At 62.9% G+C, this 19,739-nt stretch carries 24 protein-coding genes; 9 read left to right on the top strand and 15 right to left on the bottom strand.

The window, feature by feature from the left end; translation table 11 throughout:
* Window position 1: 1 nt before the first annotated feature.
* The 4 genes from NKI70_RS08185 to NKI70_RS08170 all read right to left on the bottom strand — a co-directional run bounded on the left by NKI70_RS08185 (window position 2) and on the right by NKI70_RS08170 (window position 4,286).
* A complete protein-coding gene (locus NKI70_RS08185) occupies window positions 2-349 on the bottom strand; it encodes an antibiotic biosynthesis monooxygenase (protein WP_352569818.1) in 348 nt (115 codons plus the stop codon).
* 89 nt (window positions 350-438) lie between these two features.
* Entirely contained in the window at window positions 439-2,325 is a 1,887-nt protein-coding gene (locus NKI70_RS08180; RefSeq protein WP_352569666.1) for an ABCB family ABC transporter ATP-binding protein/permease, read from the bottom strand.
* A gap of 20 nt (window positions 2,326-2,345) precedes the next feature.
* Window positions 2,346-2,720 carry an ArsR/SmtB family transcription factor gene (locus NKI70_RS08175; protein ID WP_023677733.1) on the bottom strand — a complete coding sequence of 125 codons (375 nt, stop codon included), beginning with the start codon at window positions 2,718-2,720 and terminating at the stop codon, window positions 2,346-2,348.
* A 60-nt stretch (window positions 2,721-2,780) separates the two neighbouring features.
* The gene (locus NKI70_RS08170) at window positions 2,781-4,286 is read right to left on the bottom strand and encodes a LysM peptidoglycan-binding domain-containing protein (RefSeq protein ID WP_352569664.1); all 1,506 of its coding nucleotides are present in this window, start codon (window positions 4,284-4,286) and stop codon (window positions 2,781-2,783) included.
* Between the two features lie 114 nt (window positions 4,287-4,400).
* On the opposite strand from NKI70_RS08170, the gene NKI70_RS08165 reads away from it, so the two are divergent.
* Window positions 4,401-5,012 carry an LOG family protein gene (locus NKI70_RS08165; protein WP_352569662.1) on the top strand — a complete coding sequence of 204 codons (612 nt, stop codon included), beginning with the start codon at window positions 4,401-4,403 and terminating at the stop codon, window positions 5,010-5,012.
* Window positions 5,013-5,127: 115 nt separating this feature from the next.
* Here the strand turns inward: NKI70_RS08165 and NKI70_RS08160 are convergent, their stop codons facing one another.
* Together NKI70_RS08160 and NKI70_RS08155 are read right to left on the bottom strand one after the other, a co-directional pair.
* Window positions 5,128-6,033 carry a LysR family transcriptional regulator gene (locus NKI70_RS08160; RefSeq protein WP_352569659.1) on the bottom strand — a complete coding sequence of 302 codons (906 nt, stop codon included), beginning with the start codon at window positions 6,031-6,033 and terminating at the stop codon, window positions 5,128-5,130.
* A gap of 28 nt (window positions 6,034-6,061) precedes the next feature.
* Window positions 6,062-6,280, bottom strand: coding sequence for a hypothetical protein (locus NKI70_RS08155; RefSeq protein ID WP_352724453.1), 219 nt, complete (start codon window positions 6,278-6,280; stop codon window positions 6,062-6,064).
* On the opposite strand from NKI70_RS08155, the gene NKI70_RS08150 reads away from it, so the two are divergent.
* Window positions 6,279-6,413: a hypothetical protein gene (locus tag NKI70_RS08150; protein ID WP_352724452.1), complete on the top strand. Its 135-nt coding sequence runs from the start codon at window positions 6,279-6,281 to the stop codon at window positions 6,411-6,413. The two genes, NKI70_RS08155 and NKI70_RS08150, sit on opposite strands and share 2 nt — an antisense overlap.
* Before the next feature lie 55 nt (window positions 6,414-6,468).
* Here NKI70_RS08150 and rarD read toward each other — a convergent pair whose 3' ends face one another.
* The 7 genes from rarD to cysS all read right to left on the bottom strand — a co-directional run bounded on the left by rarD (window position 6,469) and on the right by cysS (window position 12,880).
* The gene (rarD, locus tag NKI70_RS08145; RefSeq protein WP_352569656.1) at window positions 6,469-7,401 is read right to left on the bottom strand and encodes an EamA family transporter RarD; all 933 of its coding nucleotides are present in this window, start codon (window positions 7,399-7,401) and stop codon (window positions 6,469-6,471) included.
* Window positions 7,402-7,484: 83 nt separating this feature from the next.
* Window positions 7,485-9,107, bottom strand: a complete 1,623-nt coding sequence (gene cimA / locus NKI70_RS08140; protein ID WP_352569654.1) for a citramalate synthase — start codon at window positions 9,105-9,107, stop codon at window positions 7,485-7,487.
* Complete coding sequence (gene pip / locus NKI70_RS08135) at window positions 9,104-10,060, bottom strand: prolyl aminopeptidase (RefSeq protein ID WP_023677740.1); 957 nt, start codon at window positions 10,058-10,060, stop codon at window positions 9,104-9,106. Before pip ends, cimA begins: the two co-directional genes overlap by 4 nt.
* Window positions 10,057-10,533: a GFA family protein gene (locus NKI70_RS08130; protein WP_352569652.1), complete on the bottom strand. Its 477-nt coding sequence runs from the start codon at window positions 10,531-10,533 to the stop codon at window positions 10,057-10,059. Before NKI70_RS08130 ends, pip begins: the two co-directional genes overlap by 4 nt.
* On the bottom strand, window positions 10,530-11,021 hold the full coding sequence (locus tag NKI70_RS08125) for a GFA family protein (RefSeq protein WP_023677742.1): 492 nt from the start codon (window positions 11,019-11,021) through the stop codon (window positions 10,530-10,532). Before NKI70_RS08125 ends, NKI70_RS08130 begins: the two co-directional genes overlap by 4 nt.
* Before the next feature lie 6 nt (window positions 11,022-11,027).
* Entirely contained in the window at window positions 11,028-11,414 is a 387-nt protein-coding gene (locus NKI70_RS08120) for a VOC family protein (RefSeq protein ID WP_023677743.1), read from the bottom strand.
* The gene (gene cysS, locus NKI70_RS08115; RefSeq protein ID WP_352698644.1) at window positions 11,411-12,880 is read right to left on the bottom strand and encodes a cysteine--tRNA ligase; all 1,470 of its coding nucleotides are present in this window, start codon (window positions 12,878-12,880) and stop codon (window positions 11,411-11,413) included. Before cysS ends, NKI70_RS08120 begins: the two co-directional genes overlap by 4 nt.
* A 414-nt stretch (window positions 12,881-13,294) precedes the next feature.
* On the opposite strand from cysS, the gene NKI70_RS08110 reads away from it, so the two are divergent.
* Entirely contained in the window at window positions 13,295-13,444 is a 150-nt protein-coding gene (locus NKI70_RS08110) for a hypothetical protein (RefSeq protein WP_023677745.1), read from the top strand.
* A 56-nt stretch (window positions 13,445-13,500) separates the two neighbouring features.
* Here NKI70_RS08110 and NKI70_RS08105 read toward each other — a convergent pair whose 3' ends face one another.
* A complete protein-coding gene (locus NKI70_RS08105) occupies window positions 13,501-14,262 on the bottom strand; it encodes an SOS response-associated peptidase (protein ID WP_023677746.1) in 762 nt (253 codons plus the stop codon).
* A gap of 123 nt (window positions 14,263-14,385) precedes the next feature.
* On the opposite strand from NKI70_RS08105, the gene NKI70_RS08100 reads away from it, so the two are divergent.
* The 4 genes from NKI70_RS08100 (at window position 14,386) to NKI70_RS08085 (ending at window position 16,752) form a co-directional block, all read left to right on the top strand.
* Entirely contained in the window at window positions 14,386-14,811 is a 426-nt protein-coding gene (locus NKI70_RS08100; protein WP_023677747.1) for an NUDIX hydrolase, read from the top strand.
* A gap of 48 nt (window positions 14,812-14,859) precedes the next feature.
* Window positions 14,860-15,237, top strand: coding sequence for a TIGR02301 family protein (locus NKI70_RS08095; RefSeq protein ID WP_023677748.1), 378 nt, complete (start codon window positions 14,860-14,862; stop codon window positions 15,235-15,237).
* A 373-nt stretch (window positions 15,238-15,610) separates the two neighbouring features.
* Entirely contained in the window at window positions 15,611-15,868 is a 258-nt protein-coding gene (locus NKI70_RS08090; RefSeq protein ID WP_023677749.1) for a hypothetical protein, read from the top strand.
* Window positions 15,869-15,948: 80 nt separating this feature from the next.
* On the top strand, window positions 15,949-16,752 hold the full coding sequence (locus NKI70_RS08085) for a hypothetical protein (protein WP_352637873.1): 804 nt from the start codon (window positions 15,949-15,951) through the stop codon (window positions 16,750-16,752).
* A 32-nt stretch (window positions 16,753-16,784) separates the two neighbouring features.
* Here the strand turns inward: NKI70_RS08085 and NKI70_RS08080 are convergent, their stop codons facing one another.
* The gene (locus NKI70_RS08080) at window positions 16,785-18,116 is read right to left on the bottom strand and encodes a dihydroorotase (RefSeq protein ID WP_352698646.1); all 1,332 of its coding nucleotides are present in this window, start codon (window positions 18,114-18,116) and stop codon (window positions 16,785-16,787) included.
* Window positions 18,117-18,199: 83 nt separating this feature from the next.
* Here NKI70_RS08080 and ygfZ point away from each other — a divergent pair, with 83 nt between their 5' ends.
* Window positions 18,200-19,060 carry a CAF17-like 4Fe-4S cluster assembly/insertion protein YgfZ gene (gene ygfZ, locus NKI70_RS08075; protein ID WP_352724451.1) on the top strand — a complete coding sequence of 287 codons (861 nt, stop codon included), beginning with the start codon at window positions 18,200-18,202 and terminating at the stop codon, window positions 19,058-19,060.
* Entirely contained in the window at window positions 19,060-19,692 is a 633-nt protein-coding gene (locus tag NKI70_RS08070; protein ID WP_023719870.1) for a YfbR-like 5'-deoxynucleotidase, read from the top strand. Before ygfZ ends, NKI70_RS08070 begins: the two co-directional genes overlap by 1 nt.
* Window positions 19,693-19,739 lie beyond the last annotated feature (47 nt).

Raw genomic sequence — 19,739 nt, 5'->3', positions numbered from 1 at the left:
CTTACATCCCGTGAATCCGCTGATAGTTGGCAATATCGGCCTTGACGCCAAGTCGCGCGATGGTCTCCTGAGGATTGAAGCCGCTGCGCTCATGCGCGGCCTTGATGATCGGCACGACCTTGTCGACGGCGGCCTGCCCTTCCCATTCGACAATGGTCACGAGGTTGAACTCGCCCGGCCCCGAGAATTGCTCAAGCAGGAAATCCTGGACGAACCCTTGCTGCTGGCGCAGCAAATCATGCGTCATCCGGACCTTGGCAAGAATCTCCTCGCGGGCGTTGGCCGGAACGACAAACTTGTCCACCCGGAATACACTGCCGCCACTAACTGCCTGATTTATCCCATTCATATCGATTGTCTCCGTTTTTGAACGACGCATCTTGCTGCGATCCAAAACGGCCTACGATCTCAACTTAAGTTGAGGTCAAGCACGAATTTTCAGCTCACCTCCGAGGTGCGGCGGCGGACGACGACGCCGAACTCGTCGCTTTCGCGGGCAATGCGCAGCCGCTCCTCGGCCTCGCTTGCCTCGCGCTGGCGGTCCCACATCGATGCATAAAGGCCGCGCTTGGCTATCAAGGCGACATGGGTGCCGCGCTCGGCGATCTGGCCATCCTGCAGGACGATGATCTCGTCGGCCGAAATCACTGTGGACAGCCGATGGGCGATGACGAGGGTGGTGCGGCCCTGGCTGACCAGGTCGAGTGCCGCCTGGATCTCCTGCTCGGTGTGGCTGTCCAGCGCCGAGGTCGCCTCGTCGAGCATCAGGATCGGCGGTGCCTTCAAAATGGTGCGGGCAATCGCCACCCGCTGCTTCTCGCCGCCGGACAGTTTTAATCCGCGCTCGCCGACCATTGAGCGATAGCCGTCGGGCAGCCGCTCGATGAACGGTCCGATCTGGGCCAGTTCTGCCGCCTTGCGCACATCCTCCTCGCTGGCGCCGACGCGGCCGTAGCGGATGTTGTAGGCGATGGTGTCGTTAAACAGCACCGTGTCCTGCGGCACCATGCCGATGGCAGCGCGCAAGCTCTCCTGCGTCACGTCGCGAATGTCCTGGCCGTCGATCAGAATCTTGCCGCGCTGGATGTCGTAGAAGCGAAACAAAAGCCGCGAAATGGTCGACTTGCCGGCTCCGGAGGGGCCGACGATGGCCACCGTCTTGCCGGCTGGCACCTCGAAGCTGATGCCCTTCAGGATCTTGCGGTTGGGGTCGTAGGAAAAATGTACGTCGCGGAACTCGACCCTGCCGGCATCGACGACCAGCGGCTTGGCGCCCGGCCGATCGACGATCTCACGCTTGACGTCAAGCAGATCGAACATGTTTTCGATGTCGGTCAGGCCCTGGCGAATTTCGCGGTAGATCATGCCGATGAAATTCAGCGGCACCGAAAGCTGTATGAGCATGGCGTTGACGAAGACGAAATCGCCGACGCTCTGTGTGCCCGCCTTCACCTCGAGCGCCGACATCACCATGACGACGGTCATGCCGATACCGAAGATCACACCTTGGCCGAAGTTCAGCCAGCCAAGCGAGGTCCAGGTCCTGGTCGCCGCCAACTCATAGCGCGCCGTGGACCGGTCGAACCGCTCGGCCTCCATGGCTTCGTTATTGAAATATTTGACTGTTTCGTAGTTGAGCAGCGAGTCGATCGCCTTCGTGCTGGCTTCATTGTCGCTTTCGTTCATCTCACGGCGGATCGAAATACGCCAATCGCTCGCCCTAACGGTGAACCAGACATAGAGCCAGACCGTGACCGCGATCACCAAGACGTATAGCCAGCCATAGGCGACGGCGAAGATGCCGGCGGTGAGCGCGAATTCGACGATTGTCGGCGCCGTCGCCAGCATGGTGAAGCGGACGATCGTCTCGATGCCCTTGGTGCCGCGCTCGATGACGCGCGACAGTCCGCCGGTGCGCCGTTCGAGGTGGAAGCGCAGCGACAGTTCGTGCATGTGCACGAAGGTGCGGAAGGCGAGCCGGCGCACCGCATGCTGGCCGACCCGTGCAAACAGGGCGTCGCGTAACTGGTTGAAGCCGAGCTGCACCAGCCGCACGGCATTGTAGGCGACGACCAGCATGACCGGCGCCAGCAACAGGGCCGGCAGCGGCGGCGGCGATTTGCTATCGCCGGCCAGTGCGTCGGTCGCCCATTTGAAGAAATAGGGTCCGGCCACCAGGGTCAGCTTGGCGACAACCAGCAGTACGGTTGCCCACACCACGCGCGCCCTCAGGTCGGCGCGGTCGGCCGGCCACATATAGGGCCAGAGATTGCGCAACGTTCTGAAGGTCGAGCCGGAATCTGCGGAAACGGTTTTCTCGGCCATTCTTGTTTACCTTTATGATTTTAGCGGCCGGAGCAGCAGGAATCGACCAGCGCGGCCAGCGATGCCGAAACATCGGCGAGCGCGGCGCGGTCGAGCTCATAGCGCGAGCGCTGGCGGTCAGGCTCGAAGCGGATCAGCCCGGCCTCAACCAGGATCTTCAAATGCTGGGAAACGGTGGACTGCGCCAGGTCGAGATGCTCGACGACCTCTCGACAGCAGCAGGAACGGCTTGCGGAAAGGTGTTTGAGAATTTCGATCCGCGCTGGATGCGAAAGGGCCGCGAGCCGGACAGCGACAGCGCGGCTATCCGGCGTGCAGTTGGCCGGCGTGCAGTTGGCCGGCGCGCGTTCATCTGCCGCGCGGCTTCGGTCCGTTACGAGGGGGGATTCGGTCATCGTCCATCGGCGATAAACGATGACTGGCCCTGCCGCAAGCTATCCTGATGGGCAGAACGGCTACTCGGTCTTGACTGGCGCCGTCGTCATCTGGTCGCCCATTGCCTTGAGATCGGCGGGCTCGCCTTCCTTCGATTTCTCCGGCACCTTGAACACCTGCCCCGGCCAGATGCGGTTCGGATTGCTGATCTGGTCCTGGTTGGCGAGATAGATGGTCGAGTAGCGCATGCCCTGGCCATAGACCCGCCGCGAAATCCGCCACAGCGTGTCATGGCGGCGGATGATGACTGCGCCATCGGCATGTTCGAGCTTTGGCGCCACGGTCTCGGGAGTTTCGCCCGGGGGCGTTGCGACAGCCATTTCGGCCGGGGCCTCGGTTGCAGGAGCGGGGGCAGTTGCGGGCGTTTCGGCGGCCGTTGCCGGTGCGGCTTCGGTCGCCGGAGCATTCGGCTCGGCTGGTTTTATCCCGGCAGGCTTCTGCTCGGCCGGCGCCACGGCCGCAACCGCCTCACCAGGCTCGCGCTCGAACGGCACAGCCGCACGGGCCACCACCGTCACGCCGTCGGCGTCGAGCGCATCGACGTGGATGGTGTAGGTGCCGACCGGGATGTCGCGTGTCGCTTCGACCAGGAAGTGGCGGTCGGGCGAGGTCTTCGCGTCACCGAGCAGGATATCGTTGGCATAGGCACGCACCTTGCGGCCGGGATCGGCAAGGCCGGCAACGAAAATCTTGTTACCGTCGATTTCGACAGCTTCGACGACGATCTTCGGCTCCGCCGCGGGAGTGGCGGGCGCTGCCGGTGTGGCGGGTGCTGCCGGAGCCGGCGCGGCTTCAACAGCGGCCGGCGCGGCAGGAGCAGGCGCTGCTGGAACATCAGCCGCCGGGGCGGCTGGCGCCGGCGCTGCGGCAGCCGGCAATTCGGTGCCGGTGGCGGGTGGCTGAACGGCCGCCTGTTCGCCGACAGGCGGCGAGGCGTCAGATTTCGCCTGAGGGCCCGGAACAGTGAGCAGTTCGGACGGCTTGCCCGGCTCCTCGACCATTGCCAGCACCTGGCCGGTGGAATTCTGGGGGATCGAAACGACGGCGGTCTGCGCCGAGGCGGTCACGACATTGCCAGCCGTCGAGCGCAGTGTGATCGTGTAGTCGCCGGGCTTCAGCGGATCGTCGAGAATAATGGCAAAGGCGCCGTCGGGACCGGCGACCGTCGAGCCGAGGACAGCCGAACCGTTGAGAATCTCGACCTTGGCGTTGGGCGCCGCATTGCCGGCGACGACGATCGAGCCGTTGCTTTCGACGCGCACGATGTCGAAGGTCGGCACGATTGCACCTGCTGTGGCCGGCGCGGCGGGCGCTGCCGCATCGGTGGACGCGGCAGACGCAGGCGGCAGCCGGCCCTCGGTCGCCGGAGCGGCCGGTTTCGAAGCCGGCGGCGTCAGCGCCGCGACCTCCGCAGGCCGGGTAGAATTGAGATACGGGTCGAGCGCGCCCGATACATAGGCGGTTCCCGCCGCGGCGACAGAGCCGCCAGCCGCGAACAAAAACGCCTTCAATGGATTAATTGCCATGTTTCCCTGCCCCTTAGCCACCTAATTTCGGTCTAGCCTGTTTTACCAAAGCCGACAAGAAAAAGCCCGCCCCAGGGCTTGACCATGCCAATAGTCCCTATCACCAATCATAACATGAACACGATTCGATCTGTCTGCGTCTATTGCGGCTCGTCCCCGGGCCGAGATGAAACCTATATCAAGGCCGGACACCTGCTTGGCCGCTCGATCGCCAAGTCCGGCCTGCGTCTGATTTATGGCGGCGGCACTAAAGGTATCATGGGTGCCGTCGCTGAAGGGGCATTAAAGGCCGGTGGCAAGGTAACCGGCATAATTCCGCGTTTTCTGATCAACAGGGAGGCGACCGAAACCGCGCTTAACCGGCTCGACGAGCTCGTCGTCACCGACAACATGCACGAGCGCAAGCACAGGATGTTCGAGAAATCCGACGCCTTTGTGGCGTTGCCCGGCGGCATCGGCACCGTCGAGGAGATCGTCGAGATCATGACTTGGGCGCAGCTCGGCCATCACCGCAAGCCGATCGTCTTCGGCAACGTCGGAGGGTTCTGGGATCCGATGCTGGCGTTGCTCGACCACATGGCAGCGGAGGGCTTCATCCACACGGCGCAACGGGTCAAGCCGCTGGTGGTCGAGGATCCGGAAGCAATCGTCGCCGCTATCATGGTGGCGGGATTCTCCGTCGATGCACCGACGGAGGGCGTGCAGTCGGTGATTGATAAGATGTAGAGTGAATGGTGAATGGTGAATGGTGAATGGTGAATGGTGAATGGTGAATGGTGAATGGTGAATGGTGAATGGTGAAGTAGAAGACTTTCCAAACCGGCGCCTGTCTATTCACTATTCACTCCTTCCCTACTGCCTTCCTCAAGTCTCCGATGACCGCACGCTTGTCCTGACGCCGCCAGGCGAGATGGATCGAGACGGTGCGTTCGAACCACGGCAGATCGCGAAACACGATCTGAAGCGGGGCGGCACTCCGCAGGCTGGCCTGCACCGTCGCCAGCCCAAGCCCGGCGCTGACCAAGCCCAACGACGTCAACGGATCGGTCGTCTCATAGGCTATGTCGGGCAGGAAACCGGCCTTCGCACAGGCGGCGAGAAATTGGCTACGGTTGGTGTCGTCAGGCTGGCGCACCACCGTGATCCAGGTACGGCCGTCCAGTTGCTGCGGCAGTATCTCCGCGATTTCTGCCAATGGATCGCCTTCCGGCATCGCCAGAACCAGCGGCTCGCGCATGATGAGCATGGCGACGATGTCGGGATCATCGGCAGAAGGAGGCGTGTTGACAAGGCCCAGATCGAGCGATCGTTCGCGCAGCGCTTCGATCTGGGCGGCGGAACGCTGACCCTTCAGTTGAAGATGAAATTCGGGCCGGTCGCGGCGAAACTGGCGCAGCATCCGAGCGACAAGCCCGGCATGGACCGCACCTTCCACATAACCGATGGCGAGACGGCCGACCGTACCGCTGGCGAGATTGCGGCCGAGTTCCTCGAGCCGTCTTGCATGGGCCAGCAGCGCACGCGCCTCGGCAAGAAAAGCGCGGCCCTCGGCATTGAGATGAACACGCTGCCTCGCCCTCTCGAACAGTGCGACGCCCAGCTGCTCCTCCAGCTGAATGATCTGACGGCTGAGCGGCGACTGCGAGATGTGCAGCAATTCGGCGGCACGCCCGACGTTGCCGGTTTCGGCCACCGTGATGAAATAGCGGAGCTGGCGCAGGTCGAACATTGTTGCTTCGATGCTCAAGTCCCGTGAGGTCTCAAATTTAGCCTAATCAGTCTTGGACTGTCTGGCCAGCAGAAGCGAATATTTCCGCCATTCCAACGGCCAACATCAGGAGATTCCGATGCAGTTCTTTGCCCTTCTTGCGCGCAACACCGAAAAGTTCACCGACGCCGATTTCGCGCCGCTGCTGCCTGGCGAGGCCGAGCAGCGCCGCACGCTCTATGCCGAAGGCGCCGTGGAATCGGGGCGACATTCCCGGCAGCGGCATGATGTTCGAAGCCGGCAGCGATGTCGATGTGCGCCACCATCTTGCAACTTTACCGCTGGTCAAGGCCGGCATGATGGATATTGCCGCCGTCGTGCCGCTGCAGCCATATCCCGGCTTCGGGCCGAAGCGCTGAGCGCTCGTGAAAGACGCGGCTGCCGGCATTAAGACCGGCCAGCCGCCTTTCTTCGTTACGCGGCTCGAGCTGATGCGGAAACGGTCTTGCGCGCCGAAGAAAACATCGACCAGGAGTACATCGCCAGTGCCGCCCAGATCAGCCCGAAGGCTATGGCCTGAACACTGCCGAAGGGTTCGCCGAAAATCAGCACCGCGATCAAAAAGACGATCGTCGGCGCGATATATTGCATGATGCCGATGGTGGAGAGGCGCAGCAGCCTGGCGCCGAACGCAAACAACAGCAGAGGCACGGCGGTGACCGGACCGCAGCCGATCAGCAAGGCGGTGTCGTTCAGCGAGCTGGAGACGAAATGATCCTGTCCTGTGGCGATCAGGAAGATGATGTAGCCGAGTGCCGGCACCGACAGCAGCAGCACTTCAAGCAGGAAGCCCTGGCTCGGGCCGATTGGCAGCGTCTTGCGGAAGAAGCCATAGGCGGCAAAGGAAAAGGCTAGCACCAGCGACACCCAGGGCAGTTTGCCGGCGTCGATGGTCAGCACCGCGACCGCGATTGCCGCCAGCACCACCGCCGCGATCTGCAGGCGGTCGAGCCGCTCGCCGAGGAGCAGCGCGCCGACAACGACGCTGACCAGCGGGTTGATGTAGTAGCCGAGCGCGGTCTCGATGGTGCGGTCGACCGCGATCGCCCAGACATAGATGCCCCAGTTGACCGAGATCAGCGCCGCCGTCAGCACCGCCATCGAAATGATGCGCGGTGAACGAACTGCCGCTTTGAAATCGGCAGTGCGGCCGGCCCAGACCAGGACAGCGGCCGCGATCGGCACCGACCAGACGATGCGGTGGGCAATGACTTCGGCCAGCGGCAGATGCGCGACAGCCTTCATGTAGAAGGGCAGCAGCCCCCAAAGCAGGTAGGCGCCGAGCGCCAGCAGGAAGCCGCGACGAGCTTTGGTATCGGCCTCGATTTGAAGTGCTTGGGTAGCCATGGCCCAAGGCTATGCGCCAGCGGCTTGCCCAAAACCATCGCAAATTGCTGATGGATCAATGGAGTCTCGCTGATGGTTCAACGCTATTCCGCCGCCGCCAATCCCGCCATGTCGCGGTTCTTCATCAGCTTGTAGACGATCGAATCCATCAGCGCCTGGAACGAAGCATCGATGATGTTTTCGGAGACACCGACTGTCCACCAGCGCGCACCGGTGCCGTCATGCGATTCGATCAGCACGCGGGTGATCGCCTCGGTGCCGCCATTGAGGATACGCACCTTGAAGTCGGCCAGTTCGAGATCGGCGATCTCGCTCTGGAATTTGCCGAGATCCTTGCGCAGCGCAATGTCGAGCGCGTTGACCGGGCCATGGCCTTCGGCGACCGACATCTTCTCCTCGCCCTCGACCAGCACTTTCACGATCGCCTCCGAGACCGTCTTCAGCTGGCCGTTGGCGTCGAAGCGGCGCTCGACCATGCAGCGGAACGAGGTGACGCGGAAGAATTCCGGCAGGCCATGCAGCATCTTGCGCGCCAGAAGCTCGAAGCTGGCGTCGGCGCCTTCGTACGCGTAGCCCTCCGCCTCACGTTCCTTGACTACAGCGATCAGCGCATCGAGGCGATGGTCATCCCGGGGCATGTCGATGCCGCGCCGCTTCAGCTCGGCGAGGAAATTGGCCTTGCCACCTTGGTCCGAAACCATGACGCGGCGGCGGTTGCCGACAGTCTCTGGCGGCACATGCTCGTAGGTCGCCGGCTCCTTGGCCAGCGCCGAGGCATGGATGCCGGCCTTGGTGGCGAAAGCGGAGGCGCCGACATAGGGCGCTTGCGCTTCGGGCGCGCGGTTCAGCAACTCGTCGAAGGCGCGGGACAGGCGCGATATACCGGTCAACGCTTCTGCCGAAATGCCTGTAGCAAAGCGGCCCGAAAAGGCCGGCTTCAACGCCAATGTCGGCACGATCGAGATCAGGTTGGCGTTGCCGCAGCGCTCGCCGATGCCGTTCAGCGTGCCCTGGATCTGGCGCACGCCGGCCCCCACGGCGGCAAGCGAATTCGCCACCGCCTGGCCGGTGTCGTCATGGGCGTGGATGCCGAGATGATCGCCCGGTATGCCGGCGGCGATCACCTTTTCGACGATGGCGCGCACCTCGGAGGGCTGCGTGCCGCCATTGGTGTCGCACAGCACCACCCAGCGCGCGCCGGCATCGTAGGCCGTCCTGGCGCAGGCCAGCGCATAATCTGGATTGGCCTTGAAGCCGTCGAAGAAATGCTCGCAGTCGACCATCGCCTCCTTGCCGGCAGTGAGCGCCGCCTCGACCGAGGCCTTGATCGCCTCGAGGTTCTCCTCATTGGTGCAGCCGAGCGCGACGCGGACATGGTAGTCCCAACTCTTGGCGACGAAGCAGATGGCGTCCGACTTCGACTGGACCAGCGCGCCAAGCCCAGGATCGTTCGAGATCGACACTCCTGCCCGTTTGGTCATGCCAAAGGCAACGAACTTGGCATCGGCCGTGCGGCGCTCGGCAAAGAAGGCGGTGTCGGTTGGATTGGCGCCGGGGTAGCCGCCCTCGACGTAGTCGATGCCGAACTCGTCGAGCAGCTTGGCGATGGCGATCTTGTCCTCGACGGAGAAGTCGACACCCGGCGTCTGCTGACCATCGCGCAGCGTGGTGTCGAACAGATAAAGGCGCTCGCGAGCCATGGTCATTTCCCGGCAAACATGTCCGTTGCGCGGATCAGCCTGTCGAGGATGCCCGGCTCCGAATAGGCGTGGCCGGCGCCTTCGATCAGATGGAAATCCGCTTGCGGCCACGCCTTGTGCAGCGCCCAGGCGTAGCGCGCCGGGCACGGCATGTCGTAGCGGCCGTGAACGATGGTACCCGGGATATCCTTAAGCTTCCATGCATCGCGCAGCAGCTGTCCCTCTTCCAGCCAGCCGGCATGGACGAAATAGTGGTTCTCGATGCGGGCGAAAGCCAGGGCATAATCATCCTGGCCGAAGGGACCGCTGGTTTCCGGTTCCGGCAGCAGCGTGATCGTCTCGCCTTCCCACAGGCTCCAGGCGCGGGCGGCCTCGACCTGCGCCACAGGATCGCTGCCGACCAGCCGTTTGCGGTAGGCGGCCATCATGTCGCCGCGCTCGGCCTCCGGGATCGGCGCCAGAAACCGCTCCCACTTGTCGGGGAACATCTCCGACACGCCGAACTGGTAGTACCATTCGAGTTCGGCGCGGGTCAGCGTGTAGATGCCGCGCACGACCAGTTCGCTGACCCGCTCGGGGTGGGTCTCGGCATAGGCCAGCGCCAGCGTCGAACCCCACGAACCGCCGAACACCAGCCATTTGTCGAAGCCGCACATTTTTCGCAGGCGCTCGATGTCGGCGACCAGGTGCCAGGTGGTGTTGGCTTCAAGCGAGGCATTGGGCGTCGATTTTCCGCAGCCGCGCTGGTCGAACAGGATGACATCGTACAGCTTCGGATCGAACAGCCGCCGGTGCTTTGGCGAAATGGTGCCGCCCGGCCCGCCATGCAGGAAGACAGCCGGCTTGGCCCCTCTGGTGCCGGAGCGCTCCCAATAGACCTGATGGCCATCGCCAACGTCGAGCATGCCGGACTCGAAAGCCTCGATCTCGGGATAGAGGGTACGGAATTCGCTGCTCATAATTTCAGGCCCTGCTGCGGCCAGTTGGCCGTCTCGTGATCGGGATGCTGGAAGGAGATGATGGATTCCTGTCGCGCGTAGAAATCCGGGTCGTCATGGATCGGCGCGTCGAAGATCGTCTCGACCCAAGGCAGCCTGGCGGCGTAGTTAACCTGGATCTGCGGCGCCAGATCGGAACGGTCGTCGAAGGCGCCGATGGCGATCTCCAGCGCGCCGGGCTGGCGGTAGGTCAGCGGTGTGCCGCAGCGGGCGCAGAAGCCGCGATCGATGTTGACCGACGACTGAAAGTAACTCGGCTCCTCGCGCACCCATTCGACCCCGTCGCTCGGCACTGTCACCAGCGCGCCGAAAAACGACCCGAACTGTTTCTGGCACATGCGGCAATGACAAATGGACGAGCGGCCGAGCGCCCCGTGGATGCGGAAGCGCACGGCGCCGCACTGGCAGCCGCCGGTACGAACGGTTTCGGTCATGATTTTTCCTCCGGCGGCCATTGTTCGGTGTCGTGGTCGGGATGTTGGTAGGAGACGAGATCGGCGAGATAGGAGGCCGACGAGACGTCGGCCATCGTTTCCTCACCTGGCAATTCGTGGACGTGATCCACGTACGGGAGCTTGGCTTCTACACCCCATTGGATGGTCGGGGCGATCTCCTCGGGGTGGTCGAATGTGGCGATGGCGAGGGCCACCCCGTCGGGCGCTTCGAAGGTCAGCGGCGTGCCGCATTCGGCGCAGAAACCGCGCAAAGCCGCGTTGGACGAGCGGAAGCGTTTGGGCTCACCGCGCGTCCAGTCCAGCCTTGCGCCGCGCACCGAGACCAGCGGCAGGTAGAAATTGCCGCTCGCCTTCTGGCACATGCGACAATGGCATACGGAAGCATCGCCGAGAGCTCCTTCGACGCGGAAGCGCACCGCGCCGCACTGGCAGCCGCCTGTATAGACCGGTCTGTTGTCGAGGCTCATCGCGCACTACTCCGGGGCATGGCAAACCGCCTCGACATTGTTGCCGTCGGGATCGAAAACAAAGGCGCCATAATAGTTCGGATGGTAGTGCGGGCGCAGGCCCGGCCCGCCATTGTCCTTGCCGCCGGCGGCAATCGCCGCGGCGTGAAAGGCATCGACCTCGGCGCGGCTGCGAGCGGTGAAGGCGACATGCTGATGATCCTTCGGCTTGTCCTTGCCGGCATGCAGCCAAAACACCGGCCGGTCGCGGCCGTAGCCGCCGACCTTGGCGCCGCCGGTATATTCCTGCGGCACCATGTAAAGCAGCGAGGCGCCGAGCGGCGCTATCGCCCTGTCGTAAAAAGCCTTCGACGCGTCGAAATCCGAAACGGTGATGCCGAGATGATCGATCATCTTTTTACCTCCCAGGTGGTGATGCGTTCGCCGGTGACGGGGTCCTTGCCGTCCTTCAACTGGATGCCTTGCGTCAGCAACTCGTCGCGGATGCGGTCGGCCTCGGCCCAGTTCTTGGCGGCGATCAGCGCGAGGCGTTTGGCGATCGCCTTGGCAATGGCGTCTTCATCCACCTTGGCTGTTGCGATGTCGAAGCCGAGGAACAGAAGCGATGCCTTCAGTGAAGCGGCAGCATCGTTGTCTTCGGCGGCTGCCTTGCCGCTACCTGCGTTGAAATCAACAGCATCACCAGCCAACTGCGTCAGCAACTGGAATGCGGCATAGGTGGCAAGGTCATCCGACAGCGCTTCGATCACATCCGCCGGCACCGGCTTTGCCGTCGGCGGCGCCAGATCGGCCGCCCGCTTCCATTTGCGCAGCGTATTCTCCGCCTCTTCCAGCTTGCGCACGGAAAAGTCGATCGGCTCGCGATAGTGCGTCATCAGCATCGCCAGCCTGAGCACCTCGCCCGGCCATTTGCGGCCGCCAAAGGTATCCGTTTCCAGCAATTCGGTGATCGAATAGAAATTGCCCAGGCTCTTGGACATCTTCTGGCCCTCGACCTGCAGGAAACCGTTGTGCATCCAAATCTTGGCCATCGTTTCGGTGCCGTGGGCGCAACGCGATTGCGCGATCTCGTTCTCGTGGTGCGGAAAGATCAGGTCGATACCACCGCCATGGATGTCGAACACCTCGCCGAGATAGGCGGCCGACATCGCCGAGCACTCGATGTGCCAGCCGGGCCGACCCCTGCCCCACGGGCTGTCCCAGCCCGGTTCCTCGGGCGAAGACAATTTCCACAGTACGAAATCCTGCGGGTTCTTCTTGTGCGAATCAACGGCGACGCGGGCGCCGGCCTGCTGCTCGTCGAGATTGCGCTTCGACAACTGCCCGTAGTCCGGCATGGAAGCGGTGTCGAACAGGACTTCTCCAGCCGCGACATAGGCATGGCCGCGTTCGATCAAGCGTTGAATCAAGAAGATCATGTCGACCTTGCCGTCGGGCCTGGGCTCGACGAACTCGGTGGCGCGCGGCTCGACCGTCGGTTCCAGGCAACCGAGCGCCGCAACGTCCTTGTGGAACTGACCGGCGGTCTTTTCGGTGACCCGCCTGATCGCTTCGTTCAGCGACAGCTTGCCAGAGGCAATCTCGCCGCCGAAATCGCGCAGTGCGCGGGCGTTGATCTTGTCGTCGACGTCCGTAATGTTGCGCACGTAAGTGACGTGCGCTTGCCCGTAGAGATGGCGCAGCAAACGGAACAGCACGTCGAAGACGATCACCGGCCGCGCATTGCCGATATGGGCGAAGTCGTAGACCGTCGGGCCGCAGACATACATGCGCACGTTGCGCGGATCGATCGGGAAGAAATCGTCCTTGCTCCGCGTTAGCGTATTGTAGAGGCGCAGGCTCTTCGATGCGTCAGACATACGTGCGTTCCCGGTGCGTTACTTTGGCATGATCTTTTGGGATCGTGCTCTGGATGGAGTCGGTTACGCCGAGGCGCAAATCGGGGTCCAGCCTGCTGGCCGGGGCGTTTGTCCAATCTGGGAGGAGATGAGGCGAAAACGTCCAGGACCAGCGCGAGGCTAGCCGATAATGCAAATGCCACAAATGGCGAAAGACGTTTTCATGGCCGGCTTTATCGCCTTGCCCGGTGTTGCCGTCAAGTCGCTACCTTCGCCAAAAATATCGTTGGCTCACAGGAATTGAGCCACTGAAACATTTTATTAAACAGGTCGGCACTGTGATGAAACATTCGCCGGCTAGATCAGCAAGCGTCACGATTTGGTCGGATTCGGCCAGCAAACGCAGACACGAAGACGTTACCAGGGAAGAGAACAATGCCTAAGCAAGAATCCAACCGCGCCAAGCAACCGGCGCTCGCCAGCCACTACCGGGCGATCGGCCCGGCAGCAATCGTCGCAGCTCTTCTGCACACCGCGAAGAAGAAGAAGCCGGCGCAGAAGATCGTTTCGCCGCGCGCTGCCTGAGAATGCCGTCGGGAAGGTTGAGGCGCTCACGGCGCACCCAGCAATAGTAGCTTTTGCTAAAATAAATTCATCTGACTGTCGTTCGCGCCGGACTTCTGGCGCCTGACCTTCTTAGGCTCAGGCTCGACGACGCCCTTCTCCTGAATCTCCGGCCCGGTATTGGCGACCTTGTTGACGAGGTCGGAAACCGGGATCGCTTCGAAGAAATCGGGCTGGGCGGGTCTCAGCAGATGGGCCACATCGCGCGGCTCGAGCGTGCTGCAATCCAGCCAGCGCGCGAAATCTTCGGGATGGATCACCACCGGGATGCGGTCGTGGATATGGGCAGTATCGGCATTGGCGTGGGCGGTCAGAATGGCGCCGGTGTCCATTTCCGAGCCGCCCGGCTCGGCATAGGTCTCAATCAGCCCGGCGAAGGCGACAAGCCCGCCACGCCTTGGCCGCACCCAATAGGGCTGCCCTCTTCTGCCACCGGTTTGGTGCCATTCGTAGAATCCCGAAGCCGGTACCAGGGCGCGGCGATGGCGCATGGCAGCGCGAAACGACGCCTTTTCCGAAGCCCCCTCAGAACGCGCGTTGAACAGCAGCGGGAAGTTACGCGTATCCTTGACCCAGGCCGGGATCAGGCCCCAGCGCACCAGCATCGAGCGGCGGTCGGGCAGGTTCGAGCCCGGCGCCTGCGGCAATCCGGCGAGCGCCATCAGCACCGGCTGCGTCGGCGCGATGTTGTAGCGGGCCGGAAACTCCTCAAGTTCCGCCAGGCTGAGAAAGGCGGCGGTCTGGTCCGGAGTGGCGGTCAAGGCAAAGCGTCCGCACATGAATTCAGCTCTCGAATTGGTGGCATGTGAAAGTGGCCATGGAACCCGCCTTTCGCAACCGCTAAAGCTGTTCGCCGACGGCCGGTCCACAACGGGCTATGCCAATCGAGCGATCCGAAGCCCATGGAAGCACGCAAGATCATTCCGGCAGTCTCGGTCTGCGTCGTGCGCGAGAACACGGTGCTGCTGGTCAAGCGGGCCAGGCCGCCCTCGCAAGGCCTCCATGCCTTTCCCGGCGGCAAGGTCGAAGCCGGCGAGACGCTGGAACAGGCAGCACGGCGCGAATTGCTGGAAGAGACCGGATTGCAGGCGCGCAGCTATCGGCCGCTGCGGGAAATCCACATCGACGGCAGCGGCGACGGGCATCCGGTCGACTACTGGCTGACGGTGTTTGGGGCCGATTATGCTGGCGGCGAGGCGGTGGCCAGCGACGACGCCGAGACCGCGGCTTTCTATACGCTGGCCGAAATGACAGCGATGCCGCTCGCCGATGCGGTGTTTGAAATTGCGGACGATCTACTCGGTCCCAACAAAGACGGCGGGACCTGAGCCAGAGAATCGCCTTGCAGGCGACAAATTGTTTCAGCACAAGGACTCATGAGCCGCACGTCTTCGTTTCTCGCCGCATGCCTCGCCGTCAGTGTGGTTGTCGGTGCGCGCCCGGCGATTGCCGCCGAAGCACCGTTCGAGCCCGGGCTGATGCGGCTGGCGGAAGTGCTCGGCTCGCTGCATTTCCTGCGTAATCTGTGTGGCGAGAAGGGCGATCGGTGGCGAGCCGAGATGGAAAAACTGATCGCATCGGAAAATCCGAACCCGGAGCGGCGCGCCCGCTTCATCGCCAGCTTCAACCGCGGCTACCGGTCGTTCGGCGGTACTTATACGCAATGCACCGCCTCGGCGACGGAAGCCATCAGCCGCTACATGAAGGAAGGCGAGACGCTGTCTCGCGACATCGCTTCGCGCTACGGAAACTGACGACGGCAGCTGCCGTTCCGGCAAACCGGCATCAACCGCCGGCGCTGTGGCGGCGGACGCGTTCGACACTTCTCCGCTTGCCTCGGGTGAGGTCTTGGTGCAAACCTGATGTTGCACTTTTGCAACTATGTTAACGAAACGTTAGCGCGCGAATGTGAAATTAACTCAAACTGAAGGTTTCCGTCCCCTTGGCCGGCCTAATCGGCTAAGTTTGAATCGGATCGGACGCAGGTTTGCTGGACGCGACGGAATTTGTAGAAGACGACCAAAAAAATGTCGTATTTACAAATACTTACTGCGCCTGCGTGTAAAAGGGACAACTCAAGCTTGATCCCTGTCCAACGGATCACCGCTTGAAAGGGTGGAAATCGCAATGGAACATGGCGTCAACGACATCGACGCGCTGGTCAGGGAAGAAAAGCGCCTGACCGCCGTGGAAAGCCACAGCGAAGCCTGGGCAGAAGGATTGTCGGCCGGGATCGAGCCGGAAATCATCGCCGAGGCAGCCCTCGAAACGGCATTCGGCGAAATGCTGCGCACCAATGGCGAGACCTCGGCGCTTGCCCTGCTCGATCGCATGCGTGAAAAGGTGATTGCCGGGGCCTTCGAGCCCGAAAGACTGCGGCACTGACCCCGGTTCTTTGACGACGGCGCGCCGCCGGACATCATGTCCGGGCACATGGATGGGCTGGAACCAGGGAGTAGCAGGCGGTGAATTTTTCGATATCAGGCAAGCCGCGCGGCCTGGTCCTCAGCATTTGGCTTACTGTTTCCTGCGCCACGATTCCCCTTGCACTGTTTCTTGCGAGCAGTCCCGCTCACGCCCTCAGCGAGATTAAGCGCGAAGACCTGCCTTCGCCGGTCACGCCGCCGCCCGACGGTGACATGTCGCCGCCTGGAAGTACCGTGCCGATGCCCGGCCCGCTCGGCACGACGCCACCACCGGCCAGCCAGCCGACGCCATCCGACGAGCCGGAACAAACCGAACCGAAAGGGCCGGCCAATGATGGCGGCGTGGCCAATCCGCATGTCGATCCCGACGCGCCTGTGCCCGAAGTCGTCTACGACCTCGCCAAGTTGCCGGAACCGGTCAGGCGCATGCACGATCTGATCGTCGAGGCGTGCAAAAGCGGCGACATCGAAAAGCTTCGGCCGCTGATCGGCACGGGAGACATGATGACCCAATTGTCGCTGGGCGACATGGAGGGCGACCCGATCGCCTTCCTGAAAGGCCTTTCCGGCGACACGGAAGGCCAGGAGATCCTCGCCATCCTGGAAGAGGTGCTCAATGCCGGTTTTGTCCATGTCGATGCCGGCACGCCGCAGGATCTCTATGTCTGGCCCTATTTCTTCGCCCTGCCACTGGACAAGCTCGATGCCAGGCAGCGGGTCGAGCTGTTCAAGATCGTCACCGCCAGCGACTATGACGACATGAAGCAGTTCGGTGCCTACATTTTCTACCGCGTCGGCATCACGCCGACCGGACAATGGACGTTCTTCGTCGCCGGCGATTGAGTGGCTAAGCATGGTCTCTTGGAGACAGGAGCTTAGCCCGCCAACGCCTCGGAAAACTCCACCGCCCTACCCTGGCCCGGCGCGACGATCTCGCCTTCCCACATCACGCGCCGGCCGCGAACGATGGTGCCGACCGGCCAGCCGGTCACCTGCCTGCCGTCATAAGGCGTCCAGCCGACCTTGGAGCCTTGCTGGGCGTTGGCGATGGTCTCGCGGCGCTTCAGATCGACGATGGTCAGATCGGCATCGTAGCCGGCGGCAATACGGCCTTTCCTGGCGATGCCAAAAATACGCTGCGGGCCGTGGCTGGTCAGGTCGACAAAGCGCTGCAACGTCAGCCGGCCGGCGTTGACATGATCCAACATGATCGGCACCAAAGTCTGCACCCCGGTCATGCCGGACGGCGACGCCGGATAAGGCTTTGCCTTCTCGGCCAGCGTGTGCGGCGCATGGTCGGAGCCGAGCACATCAACGATGCCTTGCGCAACGCCGTACCAGACCCCGTCGCGATGGCGCGTGGCGCGCACCGGCGGGTTCATCTGGATCAGGGTGCCCAACTGCGCATAATCATCGGCGCTCAGCGTCAGATGATGCGGCGTCGCCTCGCAGGTCGCGACATCCTTGTGCTGTTCGAGGAAGCCTATCTCCTCGGCGGTCGAGATGTGCAGCACATGGATCCGGGCGCGGACCTGGCGCGCGATTCGCACAAGGCGCTCCGTGCAGCGCAACGCAGCGATCTCGTCGCGCCACACCGGATGTGAGGACGGATCGCCGGCGATGCGCTCGCCAAGCCGCTCGCGCAGCCGGAACTCGTCCTCGGAGTGAAAGGCGGCGCGGCGGCGTGTGTTCCTCAGGATCGAGGCAACGCCTTCGTCGTCCTCGACCAGCAGGTCGCCGGTGGACGAGCCCATGAAAACTTTTATGCCGGCCGCACCAGGCAGCCGCTCGAGATCGCCAGCGTCTTTTGCATTGTCGCGGGTCCCGCCGACCCAGAAGGCAAAGTCGCAATGCATGCGGCCGGTGGCACGCCGTACCTTGTCGGCAAGGGTTGCCTCACTGGTGGTCAGCGGATTGGTGTTCGGCATCTCGAAGACGGCGGTGACGCCGCCGAGCACCGCTGCCCGCGAGCCCGTCTCCAGATCTTCCTTGTGCTCCAGGCCCGGCTCGCGGAAATGCACCTGGCTGTCGACGACGCCCGGCAGGATGTGCAGCCCACGGCACTCGATCGTCTCACCGGCCGACGCTTGGCGGAGGTCGCCGATGGCAGCGATGCGCCCACCATTGATGCCGACGTCGCGAAAACCCTGGCCGTCGTGATTGACCACGGTGCCGCCTGTCAGGATGAGATCGTAGATGAGGGCCATACGGATCCGGTCTCTTGCGGGGGAAGTGCCAGCGGCTTACGTAATGGCCGATAGTTTTGCAAGATCAGGCTCGTTTTCCCACCATGCCCTTTGCCTCGCTCAGAGATCGCGCACTCGTTTCCGTGTCCGGGCCGGATGCCGAGCACTTTTTACAGAACATCCTGACCACCGACCTCGACGTGCTCGGCAGCAGCGAAGCAAAGCCCGGCGCGCTGCTAACGCCGCAAGGCAAGATCCTTTTCGACTTCCTGATCTCGCGCGCCGACGAAAATGCTTTCCGACTTGAATGCCGTACCGAGACCGCCGATGATTTCATGCGACGGCTGACGCTCTACAAATTGCGCGCCAAAGTCGAAATTGCCAAGCTGGATCAGCCGGTTGTGGCCGTCGCATGGGGAAGCGATTCAACCACTTCGCAATTTGAATCAGCACCGTTTGCTGATGCGCGGTTTGTCGATACTGCCGTCAAGCGCTTCTATGATGACACCGCAGATGGCGGCGACCTTGCCGCATGGCAAGCCTTTCGCATCGCCCATGGCATTGCAGAAAGCGGTGCGGACTACCAACTCGGCGACGCTTTTCCGCATGACGTGCTGCTCGACGAGATCGGCGGTGTCGGCTTCAAGAAAGGCTGCTACGTCGGCCAGGAGGTCGTCTCGCGCATGCAGCATCGCGGCACTGCCAGGCGTCGGGTGTTGATTGTCTCGGCCGAACGCACCCTGCCCACTTCGCGCGCAGAGTTGACCGTGGAGGGGCGACCGGTCGGCACGCTTGGCTCGACCGCGGCCAGGACAGGCCTTGCCATTGCCCGCATTGACCGGGTCAAGGCAGCGCTCGACGCCGGCCTGCCGATCCTGGCGGAGGACGTCGCCGTGTCGCTCGCTATCCCGTCCTGGGCGAAATTCAGCTTTCCGCAGGAAGCCATCGGCCCGGAGGACGCCTGATGGCTGCCGATCGCGCCGGGGCGCCGCCGCGCGCCTGGCAGCGCATGCTGTCCGGCCGACGGCTCGATCTGCTCGATCCCTCGCCGCTCGACATCGAGATCTCCGATATTGCCCATGGCCTTGCCCGCGTCGCACGCTGGAACGGCCAGACCAGAGGCGAGCACGCCTTTTCGGTCGCCCAGCATTCGCTGCTGGTCGAAACGCTTGTCGGCGAGCTGATGCCGGATGCCGACGCCGACGCGCGGTTGGCGGCGCTGCTGCACGACGCGCCGGAATATGTCATCGGCGACATGATCTCGCCGTTCAAATCCGTGATGGGCGGCAGCTACAGGGATTGCGAGATCAGACTGCAGCGCGCCATCCATCTGCGCTTTTCACTGCCGGCCGAACTCGACGCGGGACTGCGCAAGGAGATCAAGCGAGCGGATCAGATCGCCGCTTATTTCGAAGCAACGCTGCTTGCGGGTTTTTCGACGGCAGAGGCGACGGAGTTCTTCGGGCGGCCGCGCGGCTTCAACGCCGAGCGCTTCGACGTCACGCCGCGCTCGGTGACTTGGGCGCAGAATGCCTTTCTCAAACGCTTTGCGGCGATCGAAAAGTCGCGACGCCAGACTGCCGTTCCAGCCGGCTGAAAACGGTAAATTAACCGGCAGGGACAACAGTGCCATGGTTAACCATG

The sequence above is a fragment of the Mesorhizobium sp. M0500 genome, from assembly GCF_040321165.1.
In the GTDB taxonomy this organism is placed as follows: domain Bacteria; phylum Pseudomonadota; class Alphaproteobacteria; order Rhizobiales; family Rhizobiaceae; genus Mesorhizobium.
The sequence above is the reverse complement of the archived record's forward strand: the minus strand, read 5'-3'. Positions and strand labels throughout refer to the sequence as shown.

Bases quoted from the DNA above. Each gene is read 5' to 3' on its own strand.
- NKI70_RS08165 (WP_352569662.1), top strand. From the start codon at position 4,401: ATGAACACGATTCGATCTGTCTGCGTCTATTGCGGCTCGTCCCCGGGC.
- NKI70_RS08105 (WP_023677746.1), bottom strand. From the start codon at position 14,262: ATGTGCGGACGCTTTGCCTTGACCGCCACTCCGGACCAGACCGCCGCC.
- NKI70_RS08155 (WP_352724453.1), bottom strand. From the start codon at position 6,280: ATGCCGCTGCCGGGAATGTCGCCCCGATTCCACGGCGCCTTCGGCATA.
- NKI70_RS08070 (WP_023719870.1), top strand. From the start codon at position 19,060: ATGGCTGCCGATCGCGCCGGGGCGCCGCCGCGCGCCTGGCAGCGCATG.
- rarD (WP_352569656.1), bottom strand. From the start codon at position 7,401: ATGGCTACCCAAGCACTTCAAATCGAGGCCGATACCAAAGCTCGTCGC.
- NKI70_RS08180 (WP_352569666.1), bottom strand. From the start codon at position 2,325: ATGGCCGAGAAAACCGTTTCCGCAGATTCCGGCTCGACCTTCAGAACG.
- cysS (WP_352698644.1), bottom strand. From the start codon at position 12,880: ATGTCTGACGCATCGAAGAGCCTGCGCCTCTACAATACGCTAACGCGG.
- NKI70_RS08100 (WP_023677747.1), top strand. From the start codon at position 14,386: ATGGAAGCACGCAAGATCATTCCGGCAGTCTCGGTCTGCGTCGTGCGC.
- NKI70_RS08150 (WP_352724452.1), top strand. From the start codon at position 6,279: ATGATGTTCGAAGCCGGCAGCGATGTCGATGTGCGCCACCATCTTGCA.
- NKI70_RS08090 (WP_023677749.1), top strand. From the start codon at position 15,611: ATGGAACATGGCGTCAACGACATCGACGCGCTGGTCAGGGAAGAAAAG.
- pip (WP_023677740.1), bottom strand. From the start codon at position 10,060: ATGAGCAGCGAATTCCGTACCCTCTATCCCGAGATCGAGGCTTTCGAG.
- NKI70_RS08125 (WP_023677742.1), bottom strand. From the start codon at position 11,021: ATGAGCCTCGACAACAGACCGGTCTATACAGGCGGCTGCCAGTGCGGC.
- NKI70_RS08185 (WP_352569818.1), bottom strand. From the start codon at position 349: ATGAATGGGATAAATCAGGCAGTTAGTGGCGGCAGTGTATTCCGGGTG.
- NKI70_RS08175 (WP_023677733.1), bottom strand. From the start codon at position 2,720: ATGACCGAATCCCCCCTCGTAACGGACCGAAGCCGCGCGGCAGATGAA.
- cimA (WP_352569654.1), bottom strand. From the start codon at position 9,107: ATGACCATGGCTCGCGAGCGCCTTTATCTGTTCGACACCACGCTGCGC.
- NKI70_RS08080 (WP_352698646.1), bottom strand. From the start codon at position 18,116: ATGGCCCTCATCTACGATCTCATCCTGACAGGCGGCACCGTGGTCAAT.
- NKI70_RS08095 (WP_023677748.1), top strand. From the start codon at position 14,860: ATGAGCCGCACGTCTTCGTTTCTCGCCGCATGCCTCGCCGTCAGTGTG.
- NKI70_RS08110 (WP_023677745.1), top strand. From the start codon at position 13,295: ATGCCTAAGCAAGAATCCAACCGCGCCAAGCAACCGGCGCTCGCCAGC.
- ygfZ (WP_352724451.1), top strand. From the start codon at position 18,200: ATGCCCTTTGCCTCGCTCAGAGATCGCGCACTCGTTTCCGTGTCCGGG.
- NKI70_RS08130 (WP_352569652.1), bottom strand. From the start codon at position 10,533: ATGACCGAAACCGTTCGTACCGGCGGCTGCCAGTGCGGCGCCGTGCGC.
- NKI70_RS08170 (WP_352569664.1), bottom strand. From the start codon at position 4,286: ATGGCAATTAATCCATTGAAGGCGTTTTTGTTCGCGGCTGGCGGCTCT.
- NKI70_RS08120 (WP_023677743.1), bottom strand. From the start codon at position 11,414: ATGATCGATCATCTCGGCATCACCGTTTCGGATTTCGACGCGTCGAAG.